Consider the following 13,881-nt stretch of genomic DNA (forward strand, 5'->3'; position numbering starts at 1 on the left):
ATGAAAAGGAAACTTTATGACTTTATCTAAATTAGGCTTCTTGGCAGTGCTTGGCGCATCGACTTTAAGTGGTGTTGCGAATGCTAGTTCATATCAATACAGTGAGTTCCACTGGAAGCAAGGAGAAAATCAGGTGAGTCTGGGGACTTCACGTGATCGTGTGTGTTTTTTATCAAGCGTACAAGGTCACTTTGAAGGTTGGGGTGAATCAGTACACGTAAAAAAAATTGGTGCGAGTTACTACCTAGGTGGCAAGTCGAATCAAGATTCAGTTGAGGCGACAGCAACATGTGTAACTAACCCAAAAGGCGACAAATATACACAGTTTGATACGTGGGAGCAGGGGCAAAGTGACCTGTATCTAGGTGATCGACACAATGTATGTTTTTTAACAGCAATGGCTGGTAAATTTGAAGGCTGGAAAGAGGTTATTGAAGTTAAAAATACCAGCTATGGAGTATATTTGGGTGGTAGCTCAGATCAGCATAGTGTAAAAGCAAGTGCAGCGTGTTTAAGTCGTTATAATCCTAGTTTAAAGTCTTATACTTGGAAGCAGGGAGAGTCAGCGAAAATTCTAGCGTCATCAGCGAACACTGTTTGTTATTTAACGAAAATATCTGGCAAGTTCGAGGGTAATGGTGAGTGGGTTCGTTTATCACAAAATAATGGCTATTGGATGCTAAATGGCGCTTCTAAGCAAAGAGATGTGACCGCAACAGCAACCTGTACAAGCAGCTTTTAAGCTTATCTAAATTACAAGACAAGTTGGAGCCATGTTCTATGGCTCCATATAATTATTTTCATTTACACTCATATCTTACTTGTTGGTTGCACCATTGATGATATCCCCAACCGCTGCCTTAAAATCTCTGCTATAGGCAATCCCCAACGGTTTTAGTCGTGAATCGGCTAATGCGCAGTTGTATGGGCGCGCCGCAGTTTGTGTCGGTTTACCTTGTGGAGTGAGTAGTTCGCTTGGGTAGCCTAAAATATCTGCCATCACGCAGGCCATGTCGAATTTTGTCATTGCTTGGCTATCTGAAATATGAAAAATCCCGCCGAGTGCTTCAGGTTGTATGAGTAAGTCGCGCAATGTAAAGGCAATGTCTTCAACATGAGTTGGGTAGCGAATAGCCCAATTATCATGACTGGTCTGGTCATCTTGTTTGAGTTGGGTGGCGATAACAGTAACGGCGGATTCGTTTAGCGAGGTGACGTCACCATAGAGCACGGGGACACGAATAATGGTGTGTAAGGGTGACGCGTTAAGCACTGCCTGTTCCGCTTGTTGTTTGGTTTGACCATATAAGTTTAACGGGTTAGGTGTGGCCGATTCATAATATGGCGCATCTTGGCCATCAAACACATAGTCAGTACTGATAAACAACAAACGGATATTGCGCTTTGCACACTCTTTGGCCAAAAACTCGCTAGCCGCAACGTTTAAAGCAATGGTTTGCTGTGGCGAATTTTCGCAAACATCGGGTTTTCGCTCGGCGGCGGCGTGAATTAACACCGTGGGCTTATGTAACTCTAAAAAGGTAATAACGGCCTGCTGATCTGCTAAATCTAGGGGTAAAATAGGCGCTGTAGCACGGCTAAATCCGGTGCCAACTACGGCAAATTCATGTTTGAGGGTTTTATATAGTGTGCGACCCAGCAGTCCTGTTGCACCGGTGATCATAACCTTTTGCATAGCGGCTCTTCCTATTTATCCGATAGTGAGCCGCTAGCTTAACAAGATTAACTCATTGAAAAAACAAATTATGACTGGCTTGGCTGTTGTTCATGCTCCCAGCTTTTTGATTTCAAACTCAGTAGCGCGATAATGATACCTACGCCAATACTGAATAAGCTGATCTGCAAGTACAGGTTGGGCATCTCTTCAACTTTGTTAGGGTCAAAGTTACCCGCTAACAAGCCTGAAATAATATTACCGATAGAGTAAGTGAGTACAAACACGCCCATCATCTGCCCTGCAAAGCGCTGTGGTGAGAGGCGGCTAACCGCACTGAGTGCAACAGGGCTTAAACATAACTCGCCCACCGTGTGTAAAAAGTACGTGGTGATCAACCAGTAAGGTGCTACTTTCAAGCCTTGTGCAGCGTATTGTGAAGCCATAAACATCACCAAAAAGCCACTGGCCATGATCACAAGACCAATTGCGCATTTGAGGTTGTATGATGGGGTGATCATGCGTTTGGCAAGGTTTATCCACAGCGCTGCGAAAAATGGCGATAGAATAATGATAAAGATGGCATTTGCTGATTGGAACCAAGCAGTTGGAATGCTAAAGGAGCCAACCATACGGTCGGTGTAGTCACGGGCAAACAAATTCAATGACGAACCAGCTTGTTCAAAGCCAGACCAAAAACAAGCTGAGGCAACACAGACAAAAAACAGCGCCCACATTTTCTTCTTTTCGTCTTCAGATAAGTTACCTTTAAAATAAATCAGCGCGTAGTAAGCAAAGAAAATAACAGTAAAGGCAACTGCCACATACTGGGCTAAGATCACAGGGTTAATCACAATAACACCGGCGTAGGTAAGTGCGGTTATCGCTGCAACACCTAGCAACAGTAGGGCGATTCCCATCCAGACCTTTTTAGCCTGTTCAGGCGCAAAGGGATTGGTTGGTGCATTGCCCACACCCTCAATATTGCCGATGGTTTTACGGTATTGGATAAGACCAACGGCCATACCCACCGCCGCCGCACCAAATGCGTAGTGCCAGCCCGCGTTTTCCATAAAGTAACCACAGACGTAGTAACCGATGACTGAACCGATGTTAATGCCCATGTAGTAAATGGCATAGCCACTGTCACGACGTTCATCTTCTGAGTCATAGAGCTGACCGACCATGGCACTGATATTAGGCTTGAGTAAACCCGTACCTAGGGCCACAAAAATAAGGCCGATAAAGAAGGAATGTTCAGAGGGAATGGCCAGAATTATGTGGCCACACATAATGATGATACCACCATACCAGACGGTTTTTTGCCCCCCTAACAGACGGTCAGCAACCCAACCTCCCGGTAATCCGAGGAAATATACTGCACCGGTGTATAAACCATAGATTGCGGCAGCTGAAGCTACAGTAAAGCCTAAGCCTTCCTGTTGTAAGCTGGCGGTCATAAATAAAACTAGTAGGGCACGCATACCGTAGTAACTCATGCGCTCCCACATTTCAGTGAAAAAGAGAGTTGAGAGGCCCTTTGGGTGACCAAAAAAGCCTGTATCCTGTGATGACATAGTTCACTTCCGTTATTATATTTCTCGTGTGAACCATTATTAGTACGTCAAACCATCACATATTGCAACCATCTCAGCTGAACCGGGTGGCGTATAAATCAGCGAACAAGAATCCGTAACTGATTGATATTATTTATTTCTATATCAGGTAGCCCCCGATAGTGATAGCGCGAGTCTTGATCATTCAGCCATACACTGTGACAGCCCGCCTCATTCGCGCCTTGGACATCGGTATCTAAGCTGTCGCCGATATGCAGAATGTTACTATGGTTTACGTTGAGTTGTTGCGCTGCAACGTCGAACATATCGCTATAGGGCTTTGCACGGCCATCTTTACCGGCTTGGAGCACCAACGAGAAGATACCCGCAAGGTTGAATTTATCGACCTCTACATTGCCGTTGGTAATAGCAATGAGTGTGTAATGTTGCTTTAGGTTGGCGAGCAATTCCAGTACCGATTCGCTCACAGTGATTTGGCTGCGAGCCAGAGCAAATGCCTCATAGGCTTGTTGCGCGTGAATACGTGCTTCCGATTCGTTGTAACCACAGGTGAGCATGCCTATATAAAGCGCTTGTTGTCGCCAGGCAGTTACATCATGCGTCAGTTCAGGAGTTGCCTGTGCGGCTTGGTTACGGCATTTCGTCCAAAACTGGGCGTCTTGTTTTGGCCATCGGGAGAGCTTTAGCAAATAGTTATGCTGCGCTTGTAGCGCTGAGCGAATGATGGGGTGATTGTCGTACAGGGTGTCGTCTAAATCAAAGCTCAATACCTTCACTTTGTCTATCGCCCGATTAAACCTCATATTGACTGCCTTTTTGATTTGAGTTGTTACACATAGTGTTAATGTTCATCAGAATTTGAACGGCGCTTTTTCGCTCTTGGGTGTGCTTTGTCGTATACCTTAGCGAGATGCTGAAAGTCGACATGGGTATACACTTGCGTGGCTGACAGACTGGTATGCCCCAGCATCTCTTGAATCGCTCTTAAGTCACCACTGGACTCCAGCATGTGACTGGCAAAGGAGTGGCGTAACTTGTGAGGATGGATGGGCGTGCTAATACCTTGTTTTAGGCCCCATTCTTTCATGCGCTCACGTACGTGACGGATAGAAATACGTTGCTTACGCTTACTTAAAAAAACCGCCACTTCACCTTCGTTGGCAAATTGTGTTCGCAGCGCTAACCAGCTCTCTAAAGCCTCGAGCGCCTTTCCTCCGACGGGGATCACGCGCTCCTTATTGCCTTTACCCAGCACCCTAATTTCACCGTCGCGAATATCACCCAGATTGACATTTACTAATTCACTGATACGCAGGCCGCTTGAATACATCAGCTCCATCATAGCCTTATCTCTGATTGCTAGGGCATCATCATCGCCAATAGATAGCAGTTGTGCCATTTGGTCCACATCGAGATTTTTAGGCAGCGGCTTGTCAAATTTGGGGCCTTTAATACCTTCACCTGGATTGGTGAAGGTACTGTGTGAGGTGTATTTCGCTTTTAGAAACTTGTAGAGGCTGCGAATACAACTGAGTTTGAGGTTGATGCTGCGCGGGTTATATTGCTTAGTGCGCAAGTGCATACTAAAGCGGCGAATTTGCTCACTGCTGACGCTCAGCCAGTCATTAGCGAGCGGTGAAAAATACTCCGCAGCCTGTAACAATTGTGTTTGATACTGGCTCAGTGTATGGGCCGAGTAACGTTTCTCATGGCGTAAATAGTCCATAAAGTCAGCAATGGGTTGCTGCCACTGTTCGCTGAGGGCCTGTTGGTCTGCCATTTTTTGCCTTAAGCCAGAGCGCTTAAGCGTACCTGCAAGGTTGTGACAAACTCTTGCATAAATAAAATGTCATTGGTTGGCGAGAAGTGCTCAGCATGGTCACTGGCAAACGCCAAGATGGCTTGGGGCTTGTCACGGTTACCAATTAAATAAAGCGCCACTGAGCGTACTTCATCATTATCTGGCCACAACTGTTGTTGCTCCTGTTTCGATAAACGGCCAAGATAAACACCATTATTGAGTAAGCGAGCGTTTACTAATTGGCTGAATCTTGTGTCATATGGGAGCAATTGACAGCTCATGATATTTGCTGGGCGGCTTAAGGTATCAGCAAGCGCTATGGCAAGCTCATCAAAGCTCGTGCAGTGCCACAGCTGTCTTTGGCATTCACTGAGTAATTTGAATATCTGTTCGTTTTCTAAAGCGCTGTGAGACATGCCCTGTAGCTGTTGTTTGAGCTGTTGATTGTGCTCTCTGAGTAAGCGTTGCTGCTGCAGTGCCAGGTTGGGTAAGCCTTGACTCTTACCATGTAGATCCATTTCCAACAACACATAGGGATGATTGAGTAAAAAATCCGGGTGGCGGCTTAAGTAATCACAGATTGATTGCTCATCAAGGTTTGTTTTTGTACTCATGATATACCCCAGTATTGTTACAACGAGATCTGTCCATCAAATACATGCTCAGCGGGTCCGGTCATTTTGACGCTGTGCCCTTCGCCCTGCCAACGAACTTGCAAACTACCACCGGGCAGATCAACTCGAACCGTATTGGCTAGTTTCTTTTGCATAATGCCCACCACCACGGCGGCACAAGCGCCGCTGCCACAGGCTAAGGTTTCTTGTGCACCACGCTCCCATACTCTGAGCTTAATATGTTCAGGGTTAAGGATTTGCATAAAACCAATGTTAGCACGCTCAGGAAATCGCTCATGTGTTTCCAAAAGCGATCCTAAGATTTCCACGTCGGCAGTTTCAATGTCATCCACTTCAAGAACACAATGCGGATTACCCATCGAGACCACGCCGCAAAATACCGTATGTTCCTGCGCGCGCATAATGTAAGTTAGCTCAGGCTTACTGGCTTTGAACGGAATACTGGCCGGCGCAAACTGTGGATGTCCCATATTGACGGTCACCTGACCATCTTTTTCTGAATAAAGCGTAATATTGCCCGATTTAGTCGAAACGGATACCTTGTGGCGATTAGTGAGCCCTTTCATACGCACAAAGCGTGCAAAACAGCGCGCACCGTTACCACACTGTTCAACTTCACTGCCATCGGAATTAAAAATACGATAATGAAAATCAAGTTCAGGCGAGTAGGGCGCTTCAACCATGAGTAGTTGGTCAAAGCCTACACCAAAGTTTCTATCTGCGAGTTTCTTAATTTGATCACGGGACAAAAATACATTCTGGGTGATGTTATCGACCACCATAAAATCATTGCCCAAGCCATGCATTTTTGAAAAATTTACAAACATAATGTCTTAATAAAACTCCTGATGAGTTAACTTTGCCATGCAAGGGGCACCGCTGTCATTAATAAATTAAGGTAATAAATGTTCGCCCTGCCAAAGCGAAGATAACGTTTCTCTTTGGCGCACAAGGTGGCACGTATCACCGTCTACCATAAGCTCGGCAACCCGTGGGCGTGAATTATAATTGGAGCTCATGGTAAAACCATAAGCCCCCGCACTGCGCTGCGCTAGCAAATCGCCCTCTTGAATCGCCAGAGGTCGATTCTTACCAAGAAAGTCACCCGTTTCACATACCGGCCCTACCACATCGTAGTTATGTGTGGGCGTGCCATCATCACGAGGGTTAATTGCAATAATATTTTGCCAAGCTTGGTACAGTGATGGGCGCAGCATGTCGTTCATACCTGCATCCACAATGGCAAAGTGTTTACCCTGTGAGCATTTTAAGTATTCAACTTTGGTGACTAAAATTCCGGCATTGGCGGCAATGGCGCGACCTGGCTCAAATACTAACTCAAGCGTAGGATAGGCGCTGAGCTTTGCTTTCACCTCTGCAGCATAGGCGCTTGGGTGAGGCGGTTTCTCACTGTCATAAGGTACCCCTAAGCCACCGCCAATGTCTAAGTGGTGTAACTCTATGCCAGCAGTTTTGAGCTGTTCAACTAATGCCAATACCTTATCGAGTGCCGCTAAAAACGGTTCTATTTCCGTCAGTTGTGAACCAATATGAAAATCAACGCCCACCACTTCGATGCCAGGCAGAGCATAGGCTAATTGATACACTTCAAAGGCTTGTTTGATATCGATGCCAAATTTGTTTTCTTTCAATCCGGTAGAAATATAAGGATGTGTTTTAGCATCGATATCCGGATTAACACGTATCGAAATACGTGCTGTGGTGCTCATTTCATTGGCGACTTGGCTGATACGCTTTAATTCAGCGCTGGACTCAACGTTAAAGCACTTGATGTTATGAGACAGTGCATAGGCGATTTCATCGGCGGTTTTCGCCACGCCAGAGAAGACAACTTTACTCGGGTCGCCTTTGGCTTCTAATACACGCGCTAACTCACCTTTAGAAACGATATCAAAGCCTGCCCCTAAACGGGCGAGCACGTTTAGCACCGCGATGTTGGAGTTCGCTTTGACGGCATAACAGACCAAGTGAGGGTGGCCTGCGGCTGCGTCGGTAAATGCGTGGTAATGCCGCTCTAATGTTTTGCGAGAATACACATAGCATGGAGTGCCATACTGGTTAGCGATATCCGTAACGGATACATCCTCTGCAAACAGCTGTTGTGCTTTGTATTGAAAAAAATCCATCTAACCTTCCTGTTGTTTCTTGAGCGCATCTTTTTTTTGCTTGGTATTAGCATCTGATGCTTTGGGTGTTTGGTTAGTGCTCTTAGGTTGCTGCTCGGGTAAATATAGTGGCCCGCTTTGTCCACAGCCTACTAAGATAAGCGTAGTGAAGATTAACAAAAATAATAAGCCAGATTGAGAGAGTGTCGCTTTCATTAGATTAATGATGTCAGTGCCTTTATAATCGCAGAGTAACAGAATTCGTAAAAAAAGCAGCTATTGAAACGAGTATTTTCATGCTTGAATAGCTAAAACTTTGTACAAATGAGGGATATCATATGACTGATTCCGAGTACCATGAGTTGGCTGATGCCTTAATGCTTACCATAGAAGAACAAATTGATGACTGTGACGCCGATTTAGACTATGAGTCTGCGGCCGGCATTTTAGAGATCATTTTCGCTGATAAGAGCAAAATAGTGATCAACAAACAAGCCCCGTTGCATCAAGTGTGGGTTGCGACCAAATTTAATGGCCATCACTTTGAACTTCATGAAGATAAGTGGATAGACAACCGTTCTGGTGCTGAGTTCTGGCAATTTATGTGTGATGCGGCAACGCGTCAGGCCGGTTCCCAAATCAAATGGCAGCATGACTGATGTTACAGTATGTAGAATACGCTGCCAAAGGTCAGCACAAAGCAAGCGTCATTTGGCTACACGGGTTAGGTGATTCAGGCGAAGGATTTTTACCTATTGCGCCTGAGCTAGATTTACCAGATGAACTCGGTGTTAGATTTATTTTTCCTCATGCGCCTGAGCAGGCCGTCACCATCAATGGTGGCATGGTGATGCGCGCTTGGTATGACATCAAAACAATGGACCTTGATAATCGGGCAGATGAAACGGGGGTCAGAGAATCTGCTGAGGCAGTTGCGGCATTAATACAAGGCGAACTAGATAAAGGGATTGCCCCTGAGCGCATCATTTTGGCTGGCTTTTCACAAGGTGGAGTGATTGCTTTACATGTGGCACCTAGACTTGAATACAAGCTCGGCGGGGTGATGGCGTTGTCTACCTACATGTGCGTGCCGCAAAAGCTTGCTGCTGAGGCCAAGCAAAGTGAGTTAAACATCTTTATGGCACACGGCAGTCAGGACCCAGTTGTCGCGATGTCAGCTGGGCAACAAGCTTATAGCGTCTTGCACAAACAGGGTTATCAGGTAAGCTGGCAAGACTACCCGATGGCTCATCAGGTGTGCTACGAAGAACTTATTGCGATCCGTCAATGGTTGATCGCAACACTGTCTTAATTAGGAGCTGCAACAATGACACAAAGGATCGTTATAAAAACTGCGGTGAGCAAAGTACCACAAGCAAGCACTGAGGTAAGTTATCAGTGGCACTGGCGACGTATATTTGCAGCGTCGAGTGCGGTGTTGTTGTTCGCAGCGGCCCTTGTCTATGGCTTACTTAACTCGGTCAATGCCATTGAAATGACAACCATGGATAGCCAATCGCAGTCTTTAGTGGATAGTGAGGCTGCATTAGTTGCTGACAGTGAGCAGGTTGACACCATTAGCGCTCCAAGCGATGTGTCAACAGATCAAGACGTGGAATCCGTTACTACGCAGGAACTCGTTTTGGCATCAGATAACGTGCGTGAAGCAGAATCGGTAGAGGCAACTGACGTAGTGACTGACGATGGTATCAACGAGCTAGAGTCGGTGCTGTCGCAGCAGCCAGACAATGAAATTGAAACGGCCAATGCCTTCGCAGAGGATGCCAATATCACTAATGTTGCTCTGGGGGCACAGATAGACAGTAATCTGGTTAGTCGAGCAGTACTGACTACCGGCATTGCAGATAGAGAACCCATCGACGTACTTAAAGAACACCTTGAGCAAACAGATTTTACTGAGAAGCTGTTTTTCTTTACAGAAATAAACAATATGCAAGGGCAAACGGTGCAGCACTTGTGGTTTCACCAAGACCAGCTAATGGCTGAGATCCCGTTGCAAATCAGTGCTATTCGTTTTCGTACGTATTCAAGTAAAAATATCATGCCAAGCCAAACTGGCCCTTGGCGCGTGGAAGTTGTGACCGAGCAAGGTCAGCTACTTGCGCAAAAATCTTTTCGAATTTTATCAGAGGCCGATTAAAGGTCTATCAAAGGTTGACTATGACACAACAACATACCCTACGAATTGCAACAAGAAAAAGTGCTTTGGCGCTGTGGCAAGCGGAATTTGTTAAAGCACAACTGATGCACTTTCACCCAGAACTCAAGGTAGAGTTGGTGCCCATGTCCACACAAGGGGACATTATTCTTGATACGCCTTTGGCTAAAATTGGTGGCAAAGGGTTGTTTGTAAAAGAACTCGAGCAAGCAATGTTAGACGGCCGTGCTGATATTGCCGTGCACTCTATGAAAGACGTACCCGTTGAGTTTCCAGAGGGCTTAGAGCTGTACACCATTTGTGAGCGTGAAGACCCACGAGACGCATTTGTGTCAAATAGCTATAAGCAATTAAGTGACTTACCTCAAGGGGCGGTGGTTGGTACCTCAAGCTTGCGTCGTCAATGTCAAATTCGCGCATTGCGCCCAGACCTAGACATCCGTGATTTACGCGGCAACGTTAATACTCGCTTAGCGAAATTAGACAATGGTGACTATGACGCCATTATTCTTGCGGCTGCAGGTTTGCTACGTTTGGAAATGTCTGAGCGCATCGCAAGTTATATTGAGCCAGAGCTGTCTTTACCTGCTAATGGGCAAGGCGCGGTAGGGATTGAATGTCGCAGTGATGATACGTTAACTAAGAGTCTGTTAGCGCCACTGGAGCATGCAGAAACGCGAATTCGAGTTCTCGCCGAGCGTGCCATGAACCGTCGCTTGGAGGGAGGCTGTCAGGTGCCTATCGGTGCTTACGCACAAGTTAGTGGTGATCAGGTGCAACTAAGAGGGTTGGTGGGCGCTGTTGATGGCAGCGAAATTTTACGTGCTCAAGTGTCAGGCCGTAGTGAGGACGCAGAGCAATTAGGGATTGAATTGGCTGAGCAATTATTAGCACAAGGTGCAGATAAAATCCTCGCCGAGGTTTATAAAGGCGCTTAATGATGCGCATTGCCATTACGCGGCCCGAAGGAAAGGGGCTGCAACTATCACAGCTACTTGAAAAAGACGGTATTTACAATGTACATACGCCCGTGCTGCGTATTGAACCCTGTGAGCTTAATGCGGCACAACTGGCACCGCTAAGCGATGCAGATATAATTGTATTTATCTCGCAGGATGCGGTTAAGCAATTGGCCGCCCAAGTGGATGCCCTACCTACCAACGCACAGCTATTTGCGGTGGGCGAACAAACGGCTAAAGCAGTACAAGATTGCTTTTCTCGAAGTGCAGTTGCGCCTGTTCAGCAAGATTCTGAAGGGCTATTGGCGCTTGCTCCGTTACAAAACATAGATGCGAAGCAGGTGGTGCTGGTAAAAGGCCAAGGCGGGAGAACTCTGCTGGCCAAAACGTTTAAGCAGCGAGGTGCGATTTTAAATATATGTGCTGTTTATCAACGTGTGCCAGAACAGTCTGACTCAAGCAGCTGGTTAGACCTCTGGCGAATAGAGCAAATTGACGGTATAGTCATTACCAGCAATGCAGCAATTGATGCGGTGTTTAATTGTCAACAAAGTGAATATGTCGACTGGCTGAAAAGTTGCCATTTTTTCTTGGTAAGCCAGCGTAGCGCAAGCTATTTACACGATACTTACGGCGTTAGCAAAACGCATATAAGTGTTGCAAAAGGGCCAGATGATCTGGCGATTTATACAAGCATAGTGCCACATCAACATCAGCAAGGTAGCCATATGAGCGAGCAAGAAAAGCAACCTGAAGCAGCAAAACCTGAGACCGTAACGCACACACCTCAGCCAGTTTTTAAACAAAAAGTCAGTAAGCTTGCAATCTTAGCCTTACTGGTAGCCCTTACAGGGGGCGCAGCGACCGCAGGGCTCATCATTCATGGCCAGCAAATCAGTGACAAAACTTATGCGGCACTTGCACAATTACGTGCCGATAATGCATTACTCAGCGAACAATTAAAGCAAACTCAATCACAACTGGCATCTGTGCAAAGCGTGCAGCAAGGGCAGCGCGGTGCGATTGAGCAGCAGCTTACAATGCAATCACAAACGGTAGAGGCGCAATTGCAAGCGGCGCTTTCTCAAGCCAAGCAGCAGATCAGTGGTGCCCTCAGTAGCGAGGCTCTGTATTTGCAACGCATGGCACAGTTTAAGGCGAATGCAGAGCAAGACTTTCAAGGCGCCAGTGCCGTATTACAGCGTTTGTATGAAGTCGTGCAAAATGAGGCAGACAATACGGCTGTGCTCAGTGCTATAGCTACTGATATCGCTATGTTACAGGCTCAGCCAAAGCCAGCATATGAAGATATCTATCTAAAGTTACATGGGATGTTACAGCAGGTAGACGAGCTGGCTTTGAAAACGTTGCACCTCCCTGAGCCAAAAGAAACGCAAAATACCGAGCTTTCAAGCGACTTAAATGATTTCCAAAGTAATTTGAAAAAGACTTGGCAGAATCTTGTAGATGACTTTATTAAAATCAGAACTCGTGAAGTTGCGGTGATTGACCCGTTGCTTGATAGTGAACAACAGCAGCTACTTAGAGCGCAATTGCGTAGCCATCTATCTCAAGCGCAAAGTGCCCTGATGGACAAACAAGCCAGTATCTTTTTTAGTGCGCTGGAGTCTGCTAAGCAGACGCTGAGTAAATATTACGATACTCGCGATGACGGTGTGCAAGCGGTGCTTGAGCAAATAGGGCAATTGCAAAACATGGGGCTGCAATTCAACACGCAGGTTGAGCTTAGCAGCAGCACAGCCCTCAAGGAGTGGTTACAATGATTAAAACGCTGATGGTGATAGCCGTGGTTGCTTTGGCCATGGCGGCAGGTCATTTACTCATAGACGAAAAAGGGTATGTTTTAATCGCCTTTAATGATACGACGATAGAAGGCACCATCGTGGCGTTTGTGATTTTGCTTTTTATGGCGCTAATAGGTGCGTGGTTAGCATCGAAACTGCTGGCGTTAGTATGGCAAATCTATCGCAAAACCACAGGACATTTTGGCAATAAAAAACGTGCTAAGTCACAACAAGCTCTAAACCAAGCGTTTTGGGGGATGTTGAATGACGATGCTTATGCCGTGAAAAGTGCCTTTGCTAAAAGCAATGCACCGATTCAGTGGCAAGACCAGCAACATGCTTTACAAGCCAAAGCCGCTTTGCAGTCTGGCGATCAAGCAGGGGCACTGCAGCACTTACAAGCGATGTCAGATGAGGGGCAAGCTCAAGTGCCTAAGTTATGGTTAAAGGCCAACCAAACGGAGCAGGCTTTAGCGCTGTTGTCACAACCGATGCAGCAGAAAAAACCCAGCGCCGCTGCGGTGAGTAGTTACCTTGATGGATTGTTACAAGAGCAAAAGCTGGCAGAAGTTGTTGAAACATTGTCGAGCAAATACAAGCAACTTGATTTGACAGAGACCTACTGGCAAGGGTTCTTTAAACGCTTTTTTAACCTAGCACAACAAGATGCGACGGACTATTTGTCACAGTTACCCAAGACAGTACAGGCCCATGCTCAGCAGCCTTACCTACAAACGATGGCCAGTCAGGGGCAGTTAGCCAAGATCCATGATGTATTGGCAAAGTTGCTCAAAAAGGGGCAGTACCATCAACTTGCATCGGTATTGGCACATGCTAAAGGTAGTGATACCAAGCTCACTCAAGCGATTCAAAATAACTTGAAGAAGCAGGAACAAAACAGCGAGTTACTTTTTTGTTTAGCCTGTATGGCGAATGCAGAAGGGGATTTTGAACTTGCGGCAAAAATATTTGCAAGTTTGCCTGAACAGGATTGGCAACCCATTTGGGTCGAGCCTGCACTGCACAGCTTTGAGCGAACAGGCCAGTATCAGCGGGCTTATCAACTTGCTCGCCATCAGTGGTAAAAGGTAAAGCCAGCCGAGTGCTGGCTTTTTTGTACTTGT

General features: G+C 46.3%; 15 protein-coding genes. 7 read left to right on the plus strand and 8 right to left on the minus strand.

Annotated features, from left to right (window positions below):
* Nucleotides 1-16: 16 nt before the first annotated feature.
* Nucleotides 17-742 (plus strand): hypothetical protein, encoded by a 726-nt coding sequence (locus BET10_RS03625; RefSeq protein ID WP_070983472.1) that lies wholly within the window; start codon nucleotides 17-19, stop codon nucleotides 740-742.
* Between the two features lie 75 nt (nucleotides 743-817).
* On the opposite strand, the gene BET10_RS03630 is transcribed toward BET10_RS03625, so the two are convergent.
* The 8 genes from BET10_RS03630 to lptM form a co-directional block, all read right to left on the minus strand.
* Nucleotides 818-1,696 (minus strand): dTDP-4-dehydrorhamnose reductase family protein, encoded by an 879-nt coding sequence (locus BET10_RS03630; protein ID WP_070983473.1) that lies wholly within the window; start codon nucleotides 1,694-1,696, stop codon nucleotides 818-820.
* A 68-nt stretch (nucleotides 1,697-1,764) separates the two neighbouring features.
* Nucleotides 1,765-3,252, minus strand: coding sequence for a peptide MFS transporter (locus BET10_RS03635; RefSeq protein ID WP_070983474.1), 1,488 nt, complete (start codon nucleotides 3,250-3,252; stop codon nucleotides 1,765-1,767).
* Nucleotides 3,253-3,350: 98 nt separating this feature from the next.
* Nucleotides 3,351-4,055, minus strand: coding sequence for an HAD-IA family hydrolase (locus BET10_RS03640; protein ID WP_070983475.1), 705 nt, complete (start codon nucleotides 4,053-4,055; stop codon nucleotides 3,351-3,353).
* A 38-nt stretch (nucleotides 4,056-4,093) separates the two neighbouring features.
* On the minus strand, nucleotides 4,094-5,032 hold the full coding sequence (locus BET10_RS03645; RefSeq protein WP_070983476.1) for a tyrosine recombinase XerC: 939 nt from the start codon (nucleotides 5,030-5,032) through the stop codon (nucleotides 4,094-4,096).
* 8 nt (nucleotides 5,033-5,040) lie between these two features.
* Nucleotides 5,041-5,667 (minus strand): DUF484 family protein, encoded by a 627-nt coding sequence (locus BET10_RS03650; protein ID WP_070983477.1) that lies wholly within the window; start codon nucleotides 5,665-5,667, stop codon nucleotides 5,041-5,043.
* A 17-nt stretch (nucleotides 5,668-5,684) separates the two neighbouring features.
* The gene (dapF, locus tag BET10_RS03655) at nucleotides 5,685-6,515 is read right to left on the minus strand and encodes a diaminopimelate epimerase (RefSeq protein ID WP_070983478.1); all 831 of its coding nucleotides are present in this window, start codon (nucleotides 6,513-6,515) and stop codon (nucleotides 5,685-5,687) included.
* Between the two features lie 66 nt (nucleotides 6,516-6,581).
* Nucleotides 6,582-7,835: a diaminopimelate decarboxylase gene (lysA, locus tag BET10_RS03660; protein WP_070983479.1), complete on the minus strand. Its 1,254-nt coding sequence runs from the start codon at nucleotides 7,833-7,835 to the stop codon at nucleotides 6,582-6,584.
* Nucleotides 7,836-8,030 (minus strand): LPS translocon maturation chaperone LptM, encoded by a 195-nt coding sequence (gene lptM / locus BET10_RS03665; RefSeq protein WP_070983480.1) that lies wholly within the window; start codon nucleotides 8,028-8,030, stop codon nucleotides 7,836-7,838.
* A 122-nt stretch (nucleotides 8,031-8,152) separates the two neighbouring features.
* Between lptM and cyaY the strand changes: the two genes are divergently transcribed.
* From cyaY to BET10_RS03695, 6 genes are read left to right on the plus strand one after another with little or no spacing between them, the layout of a single operon-like run.
* Entirely contained in the window at nucleotides 8,153-8,473 is a 321-nt protein-coding gene (gene cyaY, locus BET10_RS03670) for an iron donor protein CyaY (protein ID WP_070983481.1), read from the plus strand.
* Nucleotides 8,473-9,126, plus strand: coding sequence for an alpha/beta hydrolase (locus BET10_RS03675; protein WP_070983482.1), 654 nt, complete (start codon nucleotides 8,473-8,475; stop codon nucleotides 9,124-9,126). The genes cyaY and BET10_RS03675 overlap by 1 nt, the downstream gene beginning before the upstream one ends.
* Before the next feature lie 15 nt (nucleotides 9,127-9,141).
* Entirely contained in the window at nucleotides 9,142-9,975 is an 834-nt protein-coding gene (locus BET10_RS03680; protein ID WP_070983483.1) for a DUF2914 domain-containing protein, read from the plus strand.
* A gap of 20 nt (nucleotides 9,976-9,995) precedes the next feature.
* The gene (gene hemC, locus BET10_RS03685) at nucleotides 9,996-10,931 is read left to right on the plus strand and encodes a hydroxymethylbilane synthase (RefSeq protein WP_070983484.1); all 936 of its coding nucleotides are present in this window, start codon (nucleotides 9,996-9,998) and stop codon (nucleotides 10,929-10,931) included.
* Complete coding sequence (locus tag BET10_RS03690; RefSeq protein WP_083330428.1) at nucleotides 10,931-12,736, plus strand: uroporphyrinogen-III C-methyltransferase; 1,806 nt, start codon at nucleotides 10,931-10,933, stop codon at nucleotides 12,734-12,736. Before hemC ends, BET10_RS03690 begins: the two co-directional genes overlap by 1 nt.
* A complete protein-coding gene (locus BET10_RS03695; RefSeq protein ID WP_070983486.1) occupies nucleotides 12,733-13,842 on the plus strand; it encodes a heme biosynthesis HemY N-terminal domain-containing protein in 1,110 nt (369 codons plus the stop codon). The genes BET10_RS03690 and BET10_RS03695 overlap by 4 nt, the downstream gene beginning before the upstream one ends.
* The last annotated feature ends 39 nt before the right edge of the window (nucleotides 13,843-13,881 follow it).

The sequence above is a fragment of the Pseudoalteromonas amylolytica genome (assembly GCF_001854605.1).
GTDB classification, from domain to species: domain Bacteria; phylum Pseudomonadota; class Gammaproteobacteria; order Enterobacterales; family Alteromonadaceae; genus Pseudoalteromonas; species Pseudoalteromonas amylolytica.

Excerpts from the sequence above, each read along its gene's own strand:
- BET10_RS03640 (WP_070983475.1), bottom strand. The coding sequence starts at position 4,055 with ATGAGGTTTAATCGGGCGATAGACAAAGTGAAGGTATTGAGCTTTGAT.
- lptM (WP_070983480.1), bottom strand. The coding sequence starts at position 8,030 with ATGAAAGCGACACTCTCTCAATCTGGCTTATTATTTTTGTTAATCTTC.
- BET10_RS03635 (WP_070983474.1), bottom strand. The coding sequence starts at position 3,252 with ATGTCATCACAGGATACAGGCTTTTTTGGTCACCCAAAGGGCCTCTCA.
- BET10_RS03680 (WP_070983483.1), top strand. The coding sequence starts at position 9,142 with ATGACACAAAGGATCGTTATAAAAACTGCGGTGAGCAAAGTACCACAA.
- BET10_RS03675 (WP_070983482.1), top strand. The coding sequence starts at position 8,473 with ATGTTACAGTATGTAGAATACGCTGCCAAAGGTCAGCACAAAGCAAGC.
- BET10_RS03645 (WP_070983476.1), bottom strand. The coding sequence starts at position 5,032 with ATGGCAGACCAACAGGCCCTCAGCGAACAGTGGCAGCAACCCATTGCT.
- lysA (WP_070983479.1), bottom strand. The coding sequence starts at position 7,835 with ATGGATTTTTTTCAATACAAAGCACAACAGCTGTTTGCAGAGGATGTA.
- dapF (WP_070983478.1), bottom strand. The coding sequence starts at position 6,515 with ATGTTTGTAAATTTTTCAAAAATGCATGGCTTGGGCAATGATTTTATG.
- BET10_RS03695 (WP_070983486.1), top strand. The coding sequence starts at position 12,733 with ATGATTAAAACGCTGATGGTGATAGCCGTGGTTGCTTTGGCCATGGCG.
- BET10_RS03650 (WP_070983477.1), bottom strand. The coding sequence starts at position 5,667 with ATGAGTACAAAAACAAACCTTGATGAGCAATCAATCTGTGATTACTTA.
- hemC (WP_070983484.1), top strand. The coding sequence starts at position 9,996 with ATGACACAACAACATACCCTACGAATTGCAACAAGAAAAAGTGCTTTG.
- BET10_RS03625 (WP_070983472.1), top strand. The coding sequence starts at position 17 with ATGACTTTATCTAAATTAGGCTTCTTGGCAGTGCTTGGCGCATCGACT.
- BET10_RS03630 (WP_070983473.1), bottom strand. The coding sequence starts at position 1,696 with ATGCAAAAGGTTATGATCACCGGTGCAACAGGACTGCTGGGTCGCACA.
- cyaY (WP_070983481.1), top strand. The coding sequence starts at position 8,153 with ATGACTGATTCCGAGTACCATGAGTTGGCTGATGCCTTAATGCTTACC.
- BET10_RS03690 (WP_083330428.1), top strand. The coding sequence starts at position 10,931 with ATGATGCGCATTGCCATTACGCGGCCCGAAGGAAAGGGGCTGCAACTA.